The 15,656-nt window shown below is 73.2% G+C and carries 13 protein-coding genes; 3 read left to right on the top strand and 10 right to left on the bottom strand.

Annotated features, from left to right (window positions below):
• Positions 1-29: 29 nt before the first annotated feature.
• The 8 genes from ACGIF2_RS00260 to ACGIF2_RS00225 form a co-directional block, all read right to left on the bottom strand.
• Positions 30-1,352: an endo-1,4-beta-xylanase gene (locus tag ACGIF2_RS00260; protein ID WP_396042254.1), complete on the bottom strand. Its 1,323-nt coding sequence runs from the start codon at positions 1,350-1,352 to the stop codon at positions 30-32.
• Positions 1,353-1,478: 126 nt separating this feature from the next.
• Positions 1,479-2,702 (bottom strand): methyltransferase domain-containing protein, encoded by a 1,224-nt coding sequence (locus ACGIF2_RS00255; protein WP_396042252.1) that lies wholly within the window; start codon positions 2,700-2,702, stop codon positions 1,479-1,481.
• A gap of 301 nt (positions 2,703-3,003) precedes the next feature.
• The gene (locus ACGIF2_RS00250; protein ID WP_396042250.1) at positions 3,004-3,861 is read right to left on the bottom strand and encodes a TrmH family RNA methyltransferase; all 858 of its coding nucleotides are present in this window, start codon (positions 3,859-3,861) and stop codon (positions 3,004-3,006) included.
• A gap of 59 nt (positions 3,862-3,920) precedes the next feature.
• The gene (locus tag ACGIF2_RS00245; RefSeq protein WP_396042432.1) at positions 3,921-5,813 is read right to left on the bottom strand and encodes an ABC transporter ATP-binding protein; all 1,893 of its coding nucleotides are present in this window, start codon (positions 5,811-5,813) and stop codon (positions 3,921-3,923) included.
• Between the two features lie 101 nt (positions 5,814-5,914).
• Entirely contained in the window at positions 5,915-7,651 is a 1,737-nt protein-coding gene (locus ACGIF2_RS00240; RefSeq protein ID WP_396042248.1) for an ABC transporter ATP-binding protein, read from the bottom strand.
• Positions 7,651-8,316, bottom strand: coding sequence for a TetR/AcrR family transcriptional regulator (locus ACGIF2_RS00235; protein ID WP_396042246.1), 666 nt, complete (start codon positions 8,314-8,316; stop codon positions 7,651-7,653). Before ACGIF2_RS00235 ends, ACGIF2_RS00240 begins: the two co-directional genes overlap by 1 nt.
• Positions 8,317-8,398: 82 nt before the next feature.
• Positions 8,399-9,646, bottom strand: coding sequence for an SPFH domain-containing protein (locus tag ACGIF2_RS00230; protein ID WP_396042244.1), 1,248 nt, complete (start codon positions 9,644-9,646; stop codon positions 8,399-8,401).
• 63 nt (positions 9,647-9,709) lie between these two features.
• Positions 9,710-10,159, bottom strand: a complete 450-nt coding sequence (locus tag ACGIF2_RS00225; RefSeq protein ID WP_396042242.1) for an NfeD family protein — start codon at positions 10,157-10,159, stop codon at positions 9,710-9,712.
• 379 nt (positions 10,160-10,538) lie between these two features.
• On the opposite strand from ACGIF2_RS00225, the gene ACGIF2_RS00220 reads away from it, so the two are divergent.
• Positions 10,539-11,396, top strand: coding sequence for an alpha/beta hydrolase (locus ACGIF2_RS00220; protein WP_396042239.1), 858 nt, complete (start codon positions 10,539-10,541; stop codon positions 11,394-11,396).
• Positions 11,397-11,406: 10 nt separating this feature from the next.
• On the opposite strand, the gene ACGIF2_RS00215 is transcribed toward ACGIF2_RS00220, so the two are convergent.
• Positions 11,407-12,189 carry an ABC transporter ATP-binding protein gene (locus ACGIF2_RS00215; protein ID WP_396042237.1) on the bottom strand — a complete coding sequence of 261 codons (783 nt, stop codon included), beginning with the start codon at positions 12,187-12,189 and terminating at the stop codon, positions 11,407-11,409.
• A 65-nt stretch (positions 12,190-12,254) separates the two neighbouring features.
• Here ACGIF2_RS00215 and ACGIF2_RS00210 point away from each other — a divergent pair, with 65 nt between their 5' ends.
• Positions 12,255-13,040, top strand: coding sequence for a hypothetical protein (locus ACGIF2_RS00210; protein WP_396042235.1), 786 nt, complete (start codon positions 12,255-12,257; stop codon positions 13,038-13,040).
• A gap of 9 nt (positions 13,041-13,049) precedes the next feature.
• Here the strand turns inward: ACGIF2_RS00210 and glgA are convergent, their stop codons facing one another.
• Positions 13,050-14,297 carry a glycogen synthase gene (glgA, locus tag ACGIF2_RS00205; RefSeq protein ID WP_396042233.1) on the bottom strand — a complete coding sequence of 416 codons (1,248 nt, stop codon included), beginning with the start codon at positions 14,295-14,297 and terminating at the stop codon, positions 13,050-13,052.
• A 111-nt stretch (positions 14,298-14,408) separates the two neighbouring features.
• Between glgA and ACGIF2_RS00200 the strand changes: the two genes are divergently transcribed.
• Complete coding sequence (locus ACGIF2_RS00200; RefSeq protein ID WP_396042231.1) at positions 14,409-15,650, top strand: glucose-1-phosphate adenylyltransferase; 1,242 nt, start codon at positions 14,409-14,411, stop codon at positions 15,648-15,650.
• Positions 15,651-15,656 lie beyond the last annotated feature (6 nt).

The raw sequence follows: 15,656 nt of genomic DNA, 5'->3' as shown, positions 1-15,656 counted from the left end.
CCGTCGTCGGTCCGACGAGTCCCGTCCGCTCACGCGGGGAGCCGGACCTCGACGTGACCCGCCCCCGGTGCGTCGAGGGTGAACGACGCGCTCGCGGACCCGGCACCGACCCGGTAGTCGCCCAGGAAGCCCGTGACCAGGACCTGCCCCTCGGCGTCCGTCACGAGCGTCCGTGGTGCGTGCCACCACTCGCCCTTCACCAGCCCGTGCAGCGCGTCGTAGGCGGGCTTGGGCGTGCCGTCGGCGCGGACCAGCCCGCCCGGGGCACCGAGCCACATGCCGGCGTCGGACAGGCCCCAGTACGTGATGGCCTCGACCGCGGGGTGCGACACGAGCGTGCGGTAGTGCCGGGCGACCTCGTCCGCCTGCCGCTCCTCGCCCTCGGGGGTCGAGGGCCAGCTCGCGACCTGGTGGTCGTTGAGGTCGTCGATGTGCGCGGGCATGAGCTCACCCGAGAGCAGCGTGGTCTCGGTGAGGTGCAGCGGCAGGCCGAAGCGTGCGAACCGGTCGAGCACCTCGAGGGTCCTCTCCTCGCCCCACCAGCCCTGGTGCATGTGGCTCTGCAGCCCGATCGCGTCGATCGCGATGCCGGCCTCGAGGCAGCCCTCGATGAGGCACTCGTAGGCCGTGGACATGTCGAAGTCGTTGAGCAGCAGCGTGGCCGTGGGGTCGGCCGCGCGTGCCGTGTCGAACGCGAGCCGGATCGTCGGGATCCGGCCCCGGTCCCAGCACAGCCGGGTCAGGCCGTTGGGCTGCTTGTCGAAGACCGGCATGATCACGACCTCGTTGATCACGTCCCACACGCGCACCACGTCCGCGAACGTGCTCACGTCGCGTGTGATGCGGGCGGTCTGCGCGGCGGCGACCTCGTCGGTCGTGAGCTCCTCGAGCCACGGGGCCGTCTCGGTGTGCCAGGCCAGCGGGTGCCCCTTGACGAGCACGCCCCGATCGGCGAACCAACGCGCCGCGTGGTGCAGCCGTGCGGTGTCAGGACGGCCGCGCACCGGCTCGAACTGGCCCCAGTAGAACGGCAGCGTGGTGGCGTTGAACAGCGCGAGCCACTGCTCGGCGAGCACCTCGTCCGCGGCCTGCTGCGCGGCCGGGACATCGGGCCCCGCGCCCGCCTCACGGTTGGCGAGGTCCACGAGGTCGAAGCCGATGCAGCCGAACGCGAGGCGGTGGCGGGTCTGCTCGACGACCACCGTCTCCCCCGCGAGCGGTCGCCCGTCCGGGCCGCGCACCGTGAGCGTCGCCTGGGCCGTGCGGTGCCGCATCGACACGTCCGGACGGGGCGTGCCGCGCCCGGGCGCGGGCTGGGGCGGGGCCACGGTGGTGGTGGCGGTGGTGGGCATCGGCGACCTCCTCGTCACGGACGAAGAGCACAGCGTCGCACGTCACGGCCCCATGTCCCCCGCAGGCGCGTGGTCGCGCACGACGACGCAGCCTGACGCGACCCCGCCCCGGTGATCGTCAGACGGTCACTGCACGAGCCGGTAGAACCGGAAGGTGTCGTGCTCGACGTCGAGCACCTCGACGTCGGTGAAGCCTGCCGCGCGCGCGTACCCGGCGAGCACGTCCGGCCGCATCACGGTGCCGGTGCCGGCGCTGGGGGTCTCGGCGAGCGAGTCGGGCAGGCACACGGTGAGCGAGTAGCCGTAGAACAGCCGCTCCATGGCGCCGGCACGGGCGCCGAACTCCGTCTCGGTGCGCTCGTCGACGACCAGGACGTACCCCTCCGGGTCCGCGAGCGCCCGCATCCCGCGCAGCACGCCGACCGGGTCCCGCAGGTCGTGCACGCACTCGAAGGCAGTGACGACGCCGTACGGGCCGGACCGTGCCGCGCTCGTCGCGGCGTACTCGACGGCGTCGGCCTCGATGAACCGCACCCGATCCGACACGCCCGCCGTGCGCGCGTGGCCGTGGGCTGCGGCGACCGACGGGCCGTCCAGGTCGATGCCGTCCACGTGCACGGTGGGGAACCCGAGCGCGAAGGCGATCGACGACCAGCCCTCGCCGCACCCGACGTCCGCCACCCGGGCGCCGCCGTCCAGCAGCGTCGCGAGCAGCGGCAGCTGCGGCACGACGTCCTGGGCGAGCTGGCGCAGGAAGAACGGGCGGTTCAGTGCGGCCTGCGCCTCGCGTGCGTCCGACCCCAACCGTTCCCAGCTGACGCCCGCGCCCGTGCGGTAGGCCTCGACCGTCTCGTCGACCACGCGCCAGGTGGCCGCTGCCAACCGCCCGAACGGGGCCAGGTAGGTGAGCGAGGCGCTGTCGGTGAGCACCTCCTGCGCGCCCGGCGTCAGCGCGAACCGGCGGGCGTCGGCCCCCGACCCGGGTGGTTCGGCCGGCTCGACGGTCAGGTACCCGACCGCCGCCTGGTGCTCGAGCCACTCGCGGACGTACCGGGGGTGGGTGCGGGTGCGCTGCGCGAGCTCGGTCGCCGTCGACGCGCCGTGCTGCGCGAGCGACCGGTACCAGCCGAGCCGGTCGCCCGCGTACAGCGCGTGCATCTCCTGCGCGCCGAGGAGCGCCGCCATGACGCGTCCCGCGACGTCGTCCGTGGACGCGCCCAGGCTCAGGAGCAGGTCGCCGGGCGCCTCGCTCAGCGGCACATCGGGCACGCCTCCGTGCGGCGTCGGGACGGTGGCCCCGCCGGGGCGAGCAGGATCCGGGTGACCCAGGGGGTCGACGTCGAACGACATGGCGACCTCCGTCGCGAGGCGGTCGGCGTCCGCGTCCCGGACGCCTCCATCGACCTTGCGCCGGTCCCGGCCCGCCCGCAAACCGGCTCGGATACCGGATGCATCTCACTCGCACCCTTGAGGCAGTCGAGGCTTCCGCGTCTCTCGACCTTAGGGAAGGATGACCACCCCACGGCACGGCGCGTCAGGACGCATGGCACGCGCGGGGTCACGAAGAGCAGCGCGTGGGCTCGAGTACCGACAGCTCCGCCGCGACCGCCCGCGGAGCCAGATCCGTGACCTCGGGTCGCGCCGGTCGGGCTCAGGAGGCGGGGCGGGTGGCCCAGAACGCGACAGCCGCAGCCGCGGCCACGTTCAGCGAGTCGACGCCCCCGGCCATGGGGATGCGCACGGTCAGGTCGGCCGCCGCGATCGTGGTGGACTTCAGACCGTGACCCTCGGCACCGAGGATCAGCGCGAGCCGGTCCGGCAGGTCCTGCTCGAGCGCGTCCAGGCTGATCGAGTCGTCGGAGAGGGCGAGGGCGGCCGTGACGAACCCCGCGTCGCGCAACGTCTCCACGCCCGCGGGCCATTCGTCGATCCGGGTCCACGGCACCTGGAAGACCGTTCCCATCGACACCCGCACCGACCGCCGGTACAGCGGGTCCGCGCAGCGGGGCGTCACGAGCACCGCGTCGACGCCCAGCGCCGCCGCCGAACGGAACGCCGCACCGACGTTGGTGTGGTCCACGATGTCCTCGAGCACGGCCACCCGCCGCGCCCCGGCGCCACCTCGGGCCGCGCTCAGCACGTCGCGCACGGAGGGCAGCACGGGCCGGTGCATCGAGGCGAGCGCCCCGCGGTGCACGTGGAACCCGGTGATGGCCTCGAGCACGTCGGGCTCGGCGACGTACACGGGCACGCAGGTCCCGTCGTCGGGCAGCCCGGCCAGCATCTCCTCGAGGTCGGGCAGCCAGCGCGGGGACACCAGCACCGAGCGCGGCCGGTGCCCGGCGGCGAGCGCCCGGCGGAGCACGGTCGAGCTCTCGGCGATGTACAGGCCCTTGGCGGGCTCGTGCTTGGAGCGCAGCGCGACGTCGGTCAGCGAGACGTAGTCGGCCAGGCGCTCGTCGGCAGGGTCGGTGAGGGCGATGATCTCGGGCGCTGGCACGTCGTCCATCATCCCGCAGGGGCTGCCCCGGTCCGGACCATCGCCCGACCCGGGGCACCCCGCGCGGGTCAGTCGAGCGCCGCCGCGGCGTCGGCGAACTGGCTCGCGTACAGCCGGGCGTAGGCCCCGCCCTCGGCGAGCAGCCCCTCGTGGGTGCCCTGCTCGACGATCGAGCCGTGCTCCATCACGAGGATCACGTCGGCGTCGCGGATCGTGGACAGCCGGTGGGCGATGACGAACGACGTGCGGCCCTCGCGCAGCGCGTTCATGGCCTGCTGCACGAGCACCTCGGTGCGGGTGTCGACCGAGGACGTGGCCTCGTCGAGCACGAGGATCGCGGGGTCGGCGACGAACGCCCGGGCGATCGTCAGGAGCTGCTTCTCCCCCGCGCTGACGTTCGACCCCTCGTCGTCGATCATCGTGTCGTAGCCCTCAGCGAGGGTGCGCACGAAGTGGTCGACGTGCGTGGTGCGGGCCGCCTCCTCGAGCTGCTCGCGGGTGATCTCGTCGGCCGCGTAGGCGATGTTCTCCGCGATGGACCCGCTGATCAGCCACGTGTCCTGGAGCACCATGCCGATCTGCGAGCGCAGGTCGTCGCGCGTCATGTCGGCGGTGTCGACCCCGTCGAGCGTGATCCGGCCGGAGTCGACCTCGTAGAAGCGCATGAGCAGGTTGACGAGCGTGGTCTTGCCCGCGCCGGTGGGCCCGACGATCGCGACCGTCTGCCCGGGCTCGGCCACGAACGACAGGTGCTCGATGAGCGGGTTCTCCGGGTCGTAGCTGAAGGACACGTCGTCGAACGCGACCCGGCCCCGGACGGGCTGGGGCACGCGCATCGGGTCGGTCGGGTCGGGGCGCTGCTCGGCCGCGTCGAGCAGCTCGAACACGCGCTCGGCCGAGGCGACACCGGACTGCAGCAGGTTCATCATCGAGGCGATCTGGGTGATGGGCTGCGTGAACTGGCGTGAGTACTGGATGAAGGCCTGCACGTCACCGAGCGAGAGCGTGCCCGACGCGACGCGCAGCCCACCGACCACCGCCACGACCACGTAGTTGAGGTTGGCGACGAAGCCCATCGCGGGCTGGATGATCCCGGAGATGAACTGGGCCTTGAACGAGGCCTCGTACAGCTTCTCGTTCTCGTCGTGGAAGGTGGCGACGGCCTCGTGCTGGTGGCCGAAGACCTTGACGAGCGCGTGGCCCGTGTACATCTCCTCGACGTGGGCGTTGAGCTGCCCGGTGCGGGCCCACTGGGACACGAACTGCGGCTGCGAGCGCTTGGCGATCGCCATGGTCACGACGATCGACAGCGGGATGGTCACGAGCGCGACCAGGGCCAGCAGCGGCGAGATCCAGAACATCATGGCGAGCACGCCGACCACGGTGAGGACTGCGGTGATGAGCTGGGACAGCGTCTGCTGGAGGGTCTGGGCGACGTTGTCGATGTCGTTCGTGACGCGGCTGAGCACCTCGCCGCGCGGCTGGCGGTCGAAGTAGGACAGCGGCAGCCGCTGCAGCTTGGACTCGACGGCCTCACGCATCCGGTAGACGGTGCGCTGCACGATCCCGGCCGTGAGCCGGCCCTGCAGCCAGCTGAACACGAACGACGCGACGTAGACCGCGAGCGCGAGCAGCAGCACGTCGCGCAGCCGCGTCAGGTCGATGCCCGCGCCGGGCACCACGTCCATGCCGCTGAGCATGTCGGCGAGCTTGTCCTGGCCGGCGGCGCGCAGCCCTTCGACGGCCTGCTCCTTCGACGTCCCCGCGGGCAGCCGCTGCCCGACGACCCCCTCGAAGATGAGGTTGGTCGCATTGCCGAGGATCTTGGGGCCGGACACGACGAGCGCGACCGAGACGACCGCGAGCGCGACGGTCAGGGCCATCTTCAGCCGCTCGGGCGACAGGAAGCCGAGCAGCCGCCGCCCCGAGCCGGTGAAGTCCATCGACTTCTCGGTGGGCATGCCCATGCCGCCCATGGGGCCGTGGCCCGGGCCGCCATGACCACCCGGGCCACCGCGGCCGCGGCGCGGTGCGCCCTGGGTACCGGTTCGCTGGTCGGCGCTCACGCTGCCTCCTCCTCGCTGATCTGGGACAGCACGATCTCGCGGTACGTCGGTGACGTCGCGAGGAGCTCGTCGTGGGTGCCGCGCGCGACGATCGTGCCGTCCTCCAGGACGACGATCTCGTCGGCGCCGCGGATGGTCGCGACCCGCTGCGCGACGATCAGGACCGTCGCCCCCCGGGTCTCGGGCACGAGCGCGGTGCGCAGGGCCGCGTCCGTCGCGAAGTCGAGCGCGGAGAACGAGTCGTCGAACAGGTACACCTGAGGCTTCCTGACGACGGCCCGCGCGATGGCCAGGCGCTGGCGCTGCCCGCCCGAGACGTTGGTGCCGCCCTGGGCGATCGGTGCGTCGAGCCCACCGGGCATCGCCTCGACGAAGTCGCGGGCCTGCGCGACCTCGAGCGCGTGCCAGATCTCCTCGTCGGTCGCGTCCTCCTTGCCGTACCGCACGTTGGAGGCGACGGTGCCGCTGAACAGGTAGGGCTTCTGGGGCACGAGCCCGATCGCGGACCACAGCTCCTCGGGGTCGAGCTCGCGCACGTCGACGCCGCCCACGAGCACGGTCCCGCCCGTGGCGTCGAACAGCCGGGGCACGAGGTTGAGGAGCGTCGTCTTGCCCGCGCCGGTCGAGCCGATGATCGCGGTGGTGCGCCCGGGACGCGCGTCGAGGTCGATGCCGTGCAGCACGGCGTGCTCGGCCCCGGGGTAGCGGAACTCGACGTCCCGCAGCTCGAGGCGCCCCAGGTCGGGCGCGGCGATCGGTACCGGGTCGGTGGGCGGGACCACCGACGTCTGCGTCCCGAAGACCTCACCGATGCGATCGGCCGAGACCACGGCGCGCGGCACCATGATGAACATCATCGTGGCCATCATGACCGACATGAGGATGTACATGATGTAGCTGATGTAGGCGATCAGGGACCCGACCTGCATCTCGCCGCTGTCGACCCGCCCGGCCCCGAACCACAGCACCGCGACGCTCGTGGCGTTCATGACGAGCATCACGAGCGGGAACATCAGCGCCATGGTCCGGCCCACGCGCCACGACGTGTCGAACAGCGCCGCGTTGGCCTCCTCGAACCGCCGTGCCTCCTGACGCTCGCGCACGAACGCGCGGATCACGCGGATGCCGGTGATCTGCTCGCGCAGCACCCGGTTGATGGTGTCGATGCGCTTCTGCATGGCCCGGAACTGCGGCACCATGCGGGACACGACGAAGCCGACGACGATCCCGAGCACGGGCACCGCGACGAGCAGCACGGCGGACAGCCCCACGTCCTGGCGCAGCGCCATGACGACGCCGCCGACGAGCATGATCGGTGCCATGACCATCACCGTGAAGGTCATGAGCACGACCATCTGCACCTGCTGCACGTCGTTCGTGGTGCGGGTGATCAGGGTGGGGGCGCCGAACCTGCCGACCTCGCGGGCCGAGAACGTCTGCACGTGCGTGAAGAGGTTCTCGCGCAGGTCGCGGCCGAAGGCCATCGCGGCGCGCGCCCCGAACCAGACGGCAGCGACCGCGCACACGACCTGCAGCAGGCTCACGGCGAGCATGACGCCGCCCTCGCGCAGGATGAACGCGGTGTCGCCCTGTGCGACGCCCTCGTCGATGATGCTCGCGTTGAGGCTCGGCAGGTACAGCGTCGCTATGGTCTGGACGAGCTGGAGCACCATGACGGCCGTGACAGCCCCGAGATAGGGCTTGAGGTAGGTCTTCAGGAGCTGGGAGAGCATCAGGCCTCCATCGGGCGGGCGAGGCCGTCGAGCAGCACGTCGACGACCTCCCGGGGGGTGAACGAGGGTGCCGCGACATCGGACCCCTCGGCGGGACGTGGACGGTGGGGCCCTGCGCCGGCGGACAGCACGAGGGCGATCAGCACGTGGGCGCAGTCCGCGGGCGGGCGGCGCAGCTCGGCGGCGTGCGGCGCGAGCAGCCCGACCAGGGCACCGGAGAGCGCCTCGATGAACACCCCGCGGTGCCCGCGGCCGGGATGACCGTGCGGGTGCCCGACGGTCCGGGCGGCGTCGGGCTCGTGCTCGCGGGGCGCCCGGTGGGCCGCGACCAGCAGGCTGGCCACGAGCTGGTGCCGGGCCTGCAGGTGGGCGACAGCCTCGACCAGCGCCTCGCGCAGCGGGGTCGTGGCGGGGATCGCGGCGATGGCCTCGACCACGGGGCCGGGGTCGAGGGCCTGGTCCATCGCGGCGCGCAGGATGGCGTCCTTGTCGGGGAACACCCGGAACAGGGTGCCTTCGGCGACGCCCGCCGCGGCGGCGATCTGGCGAGTGGTCACGGCGAACCCCTGCTCGCGCAGCAGCGGGATCGTGGCGTCGAGGACGGCGGCGCGGCGCTCGGCCGGTGCCAACGGCGCCGCGCGGCGCGGTCGGGAGGTCGGGGTCACGGGTCGATGCTAGATGAGTGAGCGCTCACTCACAAGCTATTTTCCGACGGGCCCGCTCCCGGCCGCGTCGCCCCCTCGTCGCTCAGCGCGAACCGTCACCCTCCCCCGGGTCGTCCGGCCCGGGCTCGGGCACGATCGGGTCCACGTCCTCGGGCGGCTCCCTCGGTGCGAGCGGCTCGGGCGGCGGCGTGCGTCCGCCCGCCGGACCGACGGGCGGCGCCGCGGGACGCTGCCCCAGCTCGACCGACGGGTCGAACGGACGCCCGCTGAACGTGCCCGCGCTCGTCGCGTCCTCGGTCGCGGCCTGCGACTCGCGCCGCGCCTCCGCGAGCGCGACCGCCGGGTCCGTCAGCGCGACGGGCGGCAGGTCCGCACCGATCGGCGAGACCCCGGGCGGGCGCGTGGGCGCGCCACCCTCGGGCACCGCAGGACCGCTGCCCGCGAACCCCTGCGCGAACTGCCCCAGCGCCCCCGTGAGCTCCGAGGGCAGGAACCACATCTTGTTCGCGGGGCTCACCGCGATCTTCGGCAGCACCTGCAGGTACTGGTAGGCCAGCAGCTTCGGGTCGGCGTCGCCGCGGTGCACGGCGTCGAAGACCTGCAGGATCGCCCGCGCCTCGCCCTCGGCGTTGAGGATCGCGGCCTGCGCCGAACCCTCGGCCCGCAGGATCGCGGCCTGCTTCTCGCCCTCGGCGGTGAGGATCTGGCTCTGCTTGACACCCTCGGCCGTGAGGATCGCCGCACGACGGTCACGCTCGGCGCGCATCTGCTGCTCCATCGAGCCCTGCACCGAGGCCGGCGGGTCGATCGCCTTGAGCTCGACACGGTTGACGCGGATGCCCCAGCGGCCGGTCGCCTCGTCGAGCACCCCGCGCAGCTGGCCGTTGATCTGGTCGCGGCTCGTGAGCGTCTGCTCGAGGTCCATCGACCCGATCACGTTGCGGAGCGTCGTCACCGTGAGCTGCTCGATGCCGGTGATGTAGTTCGCGATCTCGTACACCGCGGACTTCGGGTCCGTCGCCTGGAAGTAGATGACGGTGTCGATGCTGACCACGAGGTTGTCCGACGTGATCACGGGCTGCGGCGGGAAGGACACCACCTGCTCGCGCAGGTCGACGGCGGCGCGGACCCGGTCGACGAACGGGATCAGCAGGTGCAGGCCCGCGTCGAGCGTGCGCGAGTAGCGCCCGAGCCGCTCGACCACCATCGCGACGGCCTGCGGCACGATCCGGACCGCCCGCGCGAGGGCCACCACCACGAAGATGACGACGAGCGCGAGCACGATGAACCCGAGCACCTGCCCCGGGTCGAGGTTCTCTCCGAGCACCATGCGTCCCCCGTTCCGGCCGCCCGGTCTTCCCGGGCGGCGTCGGTCGTGCCACGCCTCGCGGGGTCAGCCGCCGGGCGCGTCGGGCTCGGCGTCCACCACGGCGGTGGCGCCGTCGATCCGGCGTACCCGCACCTCCGTCCCGGGGGCGAAGCTCTCTCCCTCGGACGCGGCACGCGCCGACCACACCTCTCCCCCGATCTTCACGCGACCACCCGCTGCGCTCGTCGGGGCCAGGACCACGGCCGAGCGGCCGACGAGCGCGGCGGTGTTGGTCTCGACCAGCGTGGTGCGCGCCCGCAGGCGGCGCAGCAGCCACGGGCGCAGCGCGAACAGCAGCACCACGGCCGTCGCGGCCGCGACGACGATCTGCAGCGGCACCGACAGCCCCAGGGCGTTGGCGACGACCCCGGCCAGGGCACCTCCGGCGAGCATGAGGAAGATGAGGTCGAGCGAGATCATCTCGGCGATGCCCAGCAGCAGGGCGCCTCCGAGCCACCACAGCCAGCCGCTCATCGCCCTCCTCCCTGCGTGCCCCTCCGTGCGCTGCGCGCCGCGGTCGCCCCGAGCAGGTCCGGCCGCGTCGCGACCCGCTGCGGCCGAGCTCGAGCTGGTCCAGATCCCTCCCTTCGACGATATCCCCGACGTCCAGGGCTGCGGCTGCCGTGGCCCGCAGCGGCCGCGCCCCGCTCCCGGCACGCCTGCGTGACGGCGCCGCCGCCCGGGTCCGGTCGCCCCGCCCGACACGCGCGTCGGTGCGCTCGCGTACGTCGTCGCGCACGTCGCCCGCGTCCATCCGGCCACGCGATCCGCGCGACCTGGGCCGTGCGATGCTGTGTGCGCACGGTCGTGCGCAGCGTTGCGGACCGACCCCACCCGCAACCGAGGAGACCTGATGGACCCGCGTGACGCCACGCGCCGGGCACTGCGCCTGACCCACCGCATCGCACCCCCGCTCGCCGCGGTCGCCGCGACCGCGCTCTTCGACAACCCCGCGCCCCGCGCCCGCGTCTGGTCGATCGAGCGCGACCCGCTCGCCCAGGCCGAGGTGCGCCGCCACCGCGTCGGCCGCCACCAGGTGCACAGCTACCACTGGGGGGACGGCGCGCGTCCTGTCCTGCTCGTGCACGGCTGGCAGGCCCGCGCGTCCCGCTGGGCGCCGCTCGCCGCGGCGCTCACGGCCGAGGGCCTGTCACCCGTCGCGTTCGACGCCCCGGGCCACGGCGAGTCCACGGGCCGCAGCACCGACGTCCCGCGCATGAGCGAGGTCGTGCTGCACCTCGCGGCGCAGACCGGCCCGCTCGACGCGCTCGTGGCGCACTCGTTCGGCGCGCTGGCCGCCACGCACGCGCTGCGCCAGGGCGTGCCTGCCGCCCGCTTCGTCGCCCTCGCCCCCGTGGCCGACCCCGAGCACCTGCTGCAGACCTTCTCGGAGCAGCTCGACCTGCACCCGCGCGTGACCGCCGGCGTGCGGCGCCGGATCGCCCGCACGCAGCCCGTCGAGGACCCGTGGCGCGCGCTGGCGGTCGATCGCGGACCGCTCGACCCCACGCTGCCCGTGCTCGTCATCCACGACGAGCAGGACCACGTCGTGCCGGTCGAGCACGGCCGACGCATGCTCGCCGCCCACGCCGACCACGGCCGGATGCTCACGACGCACGGCCTGGACCACCAGCGCATGCTCACCTCGCCCGAGGTGATCGAGGCTGTCGTCGAGTTCGTCGTCGCAGGTCAGCAGGTCGACGGACCCTGAGCCGTCCGCGCTACGCGGCGCGCGCGGCCCAGCGGTCGCCGTGCCGGTCGACCACGAGGTCCAGGCCGAACGCCGCCGAGAGGTTCTCGGGGGTCAGCGTCTCCTCGATGGGCCCGGCCGCGTGCACCCGACCGTCGCGCAGCAGCAGCAGGTGCGTGAAGCCCGGCGGGATCTCCTCGACGTGGTGCGTCACGAGCACCATCACGGGCGACCGGCGGTCGCGGGCGAGCTCGGCGAGCGCGCCGACCAGCTCCTCGCGCCCGCCCAGGTCGAGCCCGGCCGCCGGCTCGTCGAGCAGCAGCAGCTCGGGGTCGGTCATGAGCGAGCGGGCGATCTGCGCGCGCTTGCGCTCGCCCTCGCTCAGGGTGCCGAACCGGCGATCGGCGAGGTGCGCGACGCCGAACGCGGCCATCAGGTCGGTGGCCCGGCCCTCGTCGAGCGCCTCGTAGGCCTCGCGCCAGCGGCCCGTGACGCCGTACGCGGCCGTGAGGACCACGTCGCGGACCGTCTCCCCCGGCGGGATCCGGTCCGCGAGCGCGGCGCTCGACAGACCGATGCGGGGCCGGAGCTCGAACACGTCGACGCGGCCCAGCCGCCCGCCGAGCAGGTCGACTGTGCCGGCGGAGGGGTGCATGCGCCCCGAGGCGATCTGCAGCAGCGTGGTCTTGCCGGCACCGTTGCGCCCGAGCACCACCCAGCGCTCCCCCTCACCGACCGTCCACGACACCTGGTCGAGGATGGTGGTGGTCCCACGGCGGATGGACACGTCCTGCAGGTCGAGCACGTCACTCATGGGCACTGACCCTAGCCGGGCGACCTGGTGGTCGTGGAGCCCGCAACGCGTCGTAGGTTGGTGCGATGGATCACTCGGTGCTCGACCTGCCGCGATCGGTCGTCCTCGCGCTCTGGCTCCAGGAGGCCGGCGCGGGGGCCGTTCCAGTGCGCCGGCTGCTCGACGCGGTGCAGGGCGACGACGAGCCGCACGCGGTGCGCAGCGAGGACGGCGAGGCGCCGGGCACCTCGCTCGCCGAGCTCGTCGCCGCCTGGGCGTCGGGTCCGCGCAGCGTGGCGGCTGTGCTGCCCGCGCCGGGGGATCCCACCGGGGTGCCGAGCGCCGTGTCGGGGGCCGCGACCGAGGCCGGGGAGTGCGTGCTCGTGCACACCGACGACGGGGCGTGGGCCGCGGTCCCCGAGGTCGAGCAGTTCGGCTCGGTGTTCGAGCCGGGGCACCTCGTCACGTGGGACGTGCGCCGCGTGGCGGACTGGCGCACCCTGCTCGTCGGGCAGGTCGGCACGCTCGCCCAGTCCGAGCGCGAGCTGCGTACCGCCCTGATCCAGGCCACCGAGGCGCTCGCCTCGCTCGACGTCGCACGGTGGCGGCCCGACGCCGCCGACGCGATCGCTGCGCTGCGGCACCCGGCCGACCCGGGCTGGGCGCTGCCCGAGACCGTCGACGCGCGCCGCATCCAGGTGCTCGCGAGCGCGGCGCGGCTGCGGGCGATCGTCGCGCTCGCCACGGCCGACGACGGCGGCGCGGTCAACCTGTGGCAGGCCGACCAGCGGTCGGCGGCCCTGCGCGAGGTCGACCGGGCCGCGCGACGCGCGATGTCGGCCGCGGCCCAGCAACCACCCGTGCGGGACTGACCCGGCAGGTCAGCCCGGCAGCACCGAGCGGTAGACCTCGAGCGTGCGCTCGGCGATCGCCCCCCACGAGAAGTGGTCCTCGACCCGTCGCCGCGAGGCGGCACCCATCGCCGCGGCCCGCTCGGGATCGCTCACGACCCGCACGAGCGCCGCGGCCAGGTCGGCGACGAACCGCTCGGGGTCCACCGGGGTGCCCGTGCCGTCCTGCACCTGATCGATCGGCACCAGCACGCCCGTCACGCCGTCGTCGACGACCTCGGGGATGCCACCCGTCGCGCTGCCCACCACGGGCAGCCCCACGGCCATGGCCTCGAGGTTGACGATGCCGAGCGGCTCGTACACCGACGGGCACACGAAGACCGTGCCGCTCGCGAGCACGGCGACGAGCTCCGGACGGGGCAGCATCTGCTCGATCCACACCACGCCGTCGCGGCGCGTGCGCAGCTCCTCGACCAGCGCGGTGACCTCGGCGGCGATCTCGGGGGTGTCGGGCGCCCCGGCGCACAGCACGAGCTGCACCTCGGGCGGCAGGGCCTCGGCGGCGCGCAGCAGGTACGGCAGGCCCTTCTGCCGGGTGATGCGCCCGACGAAGACCACCGAGGGGCGCTCGGGGTCGATCCCCAGGCCGCGCACGACCTGCTCGGCCCGCGCGATTTCGACCTCGCCCGTCGGGCGCTGCCAGCCGTCGAGGTCGATGCCGTTGTGCACCACGTGCACGCGCTCGGGGTCGATCGACGGGTAGCTGCGCAGGATGTCCGCCCGCATGCCGGCGCTCACAGCGATGACCGCGTCGGCGGCCTCGAACGCTGTGCGCTCGGCCCAGCTCGACAGCGCGTAACCGCCGCCGAGCTGCTCGGCCTTCCAGGGGCGCAGCGGCTCGAGGCTGTGCGCGGTCACGACGTGCGGGATGCCGTGCTGCAGGGCGGCCAGGTGACCCGCGAGGTTCGCGTACCAGGTGTGCGAGTGGACCAGCTCGGCGGGACCGTCGGTGTCGTGGACCGCGAGCCGGTCGCCCGGTCGTCCGACCGCGTCGGTGATCTCGAGGTCGACGCCGAACGTCGCGAGGGCGGGGTTCGCGTCGGCCAGGTCGGCCGGGACCGCGTGACCCACGACCCCGGCCTCGTCACGCGGACCGTCGAAGCACTGGACGCGCACGTCGATGCTGCGGCGCAGCACCGCGGCCAGCTCGGCCACATGGACCCCGGCGCCGCCGTACACGTACGGCGGGTACTCCCGAGTCAGCAGGTCGACCCTCACGTCCGTCCCCTCCCCGCGGGCAGTGGATCCGCCCAGCACATCGGGCGACACGCTAGCGCCTCGGGGGCCTTCACCTCGCTCCGGACGGGACCCAGGCTCTAGGGTCTTGCCATGGCAGCGCCGCGCGTCCTTGCGATCGTCCTTGCAGGTGGAGAGGGCAAGCGACTCATGCCCCTGACAGCAGCCCGGGCCAAGCCCGCGGTGCCGTTCGGGGGGATCTACCGCCTGGTCGACTTCGCCCTCTCCAACCTGGTCAACTCGCACTACCTGCACATCGTCGTGCTCACCCAGTACAAGTCCCACAGCCTCGACCGCCACGTGACCAAGACGTGGCGCATGTCCTCGCTGCTCGGCAACTACGTGGCCCCGGTGCCCGCGCAGCAGCGCGTCGGCAAGCACTGGTACCTCGGCAGCGCCGACGCGATCTACCAGTGCCTGAACATCATCGACGACGAGCGCCCCGACATCGTCGTCGTGGTCGGCGCCGACCACGTGTACCGCATGGACTTCTCCCAGATGGTCGACCAGCACATCGCCTCGGGCGCCGAGCTGACCGTCGCGGGCATCCGGCAGCCCATCGAGATGTCCGACCAGTTCGGGGTCATCGAGACGTCCGCCGCCGACCCGACCCGCATCACGGCTTTCCGCGAGAAGCCCACCGACCCGATCGGCCTGCCGGACTCTCCGCGCGAGATCCTCGCGTCGATGGGCAACTACGTCGTCAACGCCGACGCGCTCGTGCGCGCGGTCACCGCCGACTCCGAGAACCCCACGTCGCGCCACGACATGGGCGGGGACCTGGTGCCGGCGTTCGTCGAGCGCGGCACCGCAGGGGTCTACGACTTCATCCGCAACGACGTGCCGGGCTCGACCCCCCGCGACCGCGACTACTGGCGTGACGTCGGGACCCTCGACTCGTACTTCGACGCGAACCAGGACCTCATCTCGATCGAGCCCGTGTTCAACCTCTACAACTACGAGTGGCCCCTGCACACCGGGTACACGGGCCTGCCGCCCGCCAAGTTCGTGCACGCGGGCGCGGGGCGGCTCGGTCACGCGGCCGACTCGATCGTCTCCCCCGGCGTGCTCGTCTCGGGTGCGACGGTCTCGGGCTCGGTGCTGTCCCCGGGCGTGTACCTGCACTCGTGGGCGCAGGTGACCGACTCGGTGCTCATGGACGGCGTGCAGGTCAACCGGTACGCCCAGGTGCACCGGGCGATCCTCGACAAGAACGTCATCGTGCCCGAGCGGGGCCGGGTCGGCCTGGACCGCGAGCACGACCTCGCGCGCGGTTTCACGATCACCGAGACGGGCATCACCGTGGTCCCCAAGGGGACCGTCATCGAGGGGTGAGCACGC

Source organism: Cellulomonas sp. P22 (genome assembly GCF_044392165.1).
The sequence above is the reverse complement of the archived record's forward strand: the minus strand, read 5'-3'. Positions and strand labels throughout refer to the sequence as shown.

What these genes read in the sequence shown, in the direction of transcription:
- ACGIF2_RS00260 (WP_396042254.1), bottom strand. Translation starts at nt 1,352, where the DNA reads ATGCCCACCACCGCCACCACCACCGTGGCCCCGCCCCAGCCCGCGCCC.
- ACGIF2_RS00255 (WP_396042252.1), bottom strand. Translation starts at nt 2,702, where the DNA reads ATGTCGTTCGACGTCGACCCCCTGGGTCACCCGGATCCTGCTCGCCCC.
- ACGIF2_RS00250 (WP_396042250.1), bottom strand. Translation starts at nt 3,861, where the DNA reads ATGGACGACGTGCCAGCGCCCGAGATCATCGCCCTCACCGACCCTGCC.
- ACGIF2_RS00245 (WP_396042432.1), bottom strand. Translation starts at nt 5,813, where the DNA reads ATGCCCACCGAGAAGTCGATGGACTTCACCGGCTCGGGGCGGCGGCTG.
- ACGIF2_RS00240 (WP_396042248.1), bottom strand. Translation starts at nt 7,651, where the DNA reads ATGCTCTCCCAGCTCCTGAAGACCTACCTCAAGCCCTATCTCGGGGCT.
- ACGIF2_RS00230 (WP_396042244.1), bottom strand. Translation starts at nt 9,646, where the DNA reads ATGGTGCTCGGAGAGAACCTCGACCCGGGGCAGGTGCTCGGGTTCATC.
- ACGIF2_RS00225 (WP_396042242.1), bottom strand. Translation starts at nt 10,159, where the DNA reads ATGAGCGGCTGGCTGTGGTGGCTCGGAGGCGCCCTGCTGCTGGGCATC.
- ACGIF2_RS00220 (WP_396042239.1), top strand. Translation starts at nt 10,539, where the DNA reads ATGGACCCGCGTGACGCCACGCGCCGGGCACTGCGCCTGACCCACCGC.
- ACGIF2_RS00215 (WP_396042237.1), bottom strand. Translation starts at nt 12,189, where the DNA reads ATGAGTGACGTGCTCGACCTGCAGGACGTGTCCATCCGCCGTGGGACC.
- ACGIF2_RS00210 (WP_396042235.1), top strand. Translation starts at nt 12,255, where the DNA reads ATGGATCACTCGGTGCTCGACCTGCCGCGATCGGTCGTCCTCGCGCTC.
- ACGIF2_RS00200 (WP_396042231.1), top strand. Translation starts at nt 14,409, where the DNA reads ATGGCAGCGCCGCGCGTCCTTGCGATCGTCCTTGCAGGTGGAGAGGGC.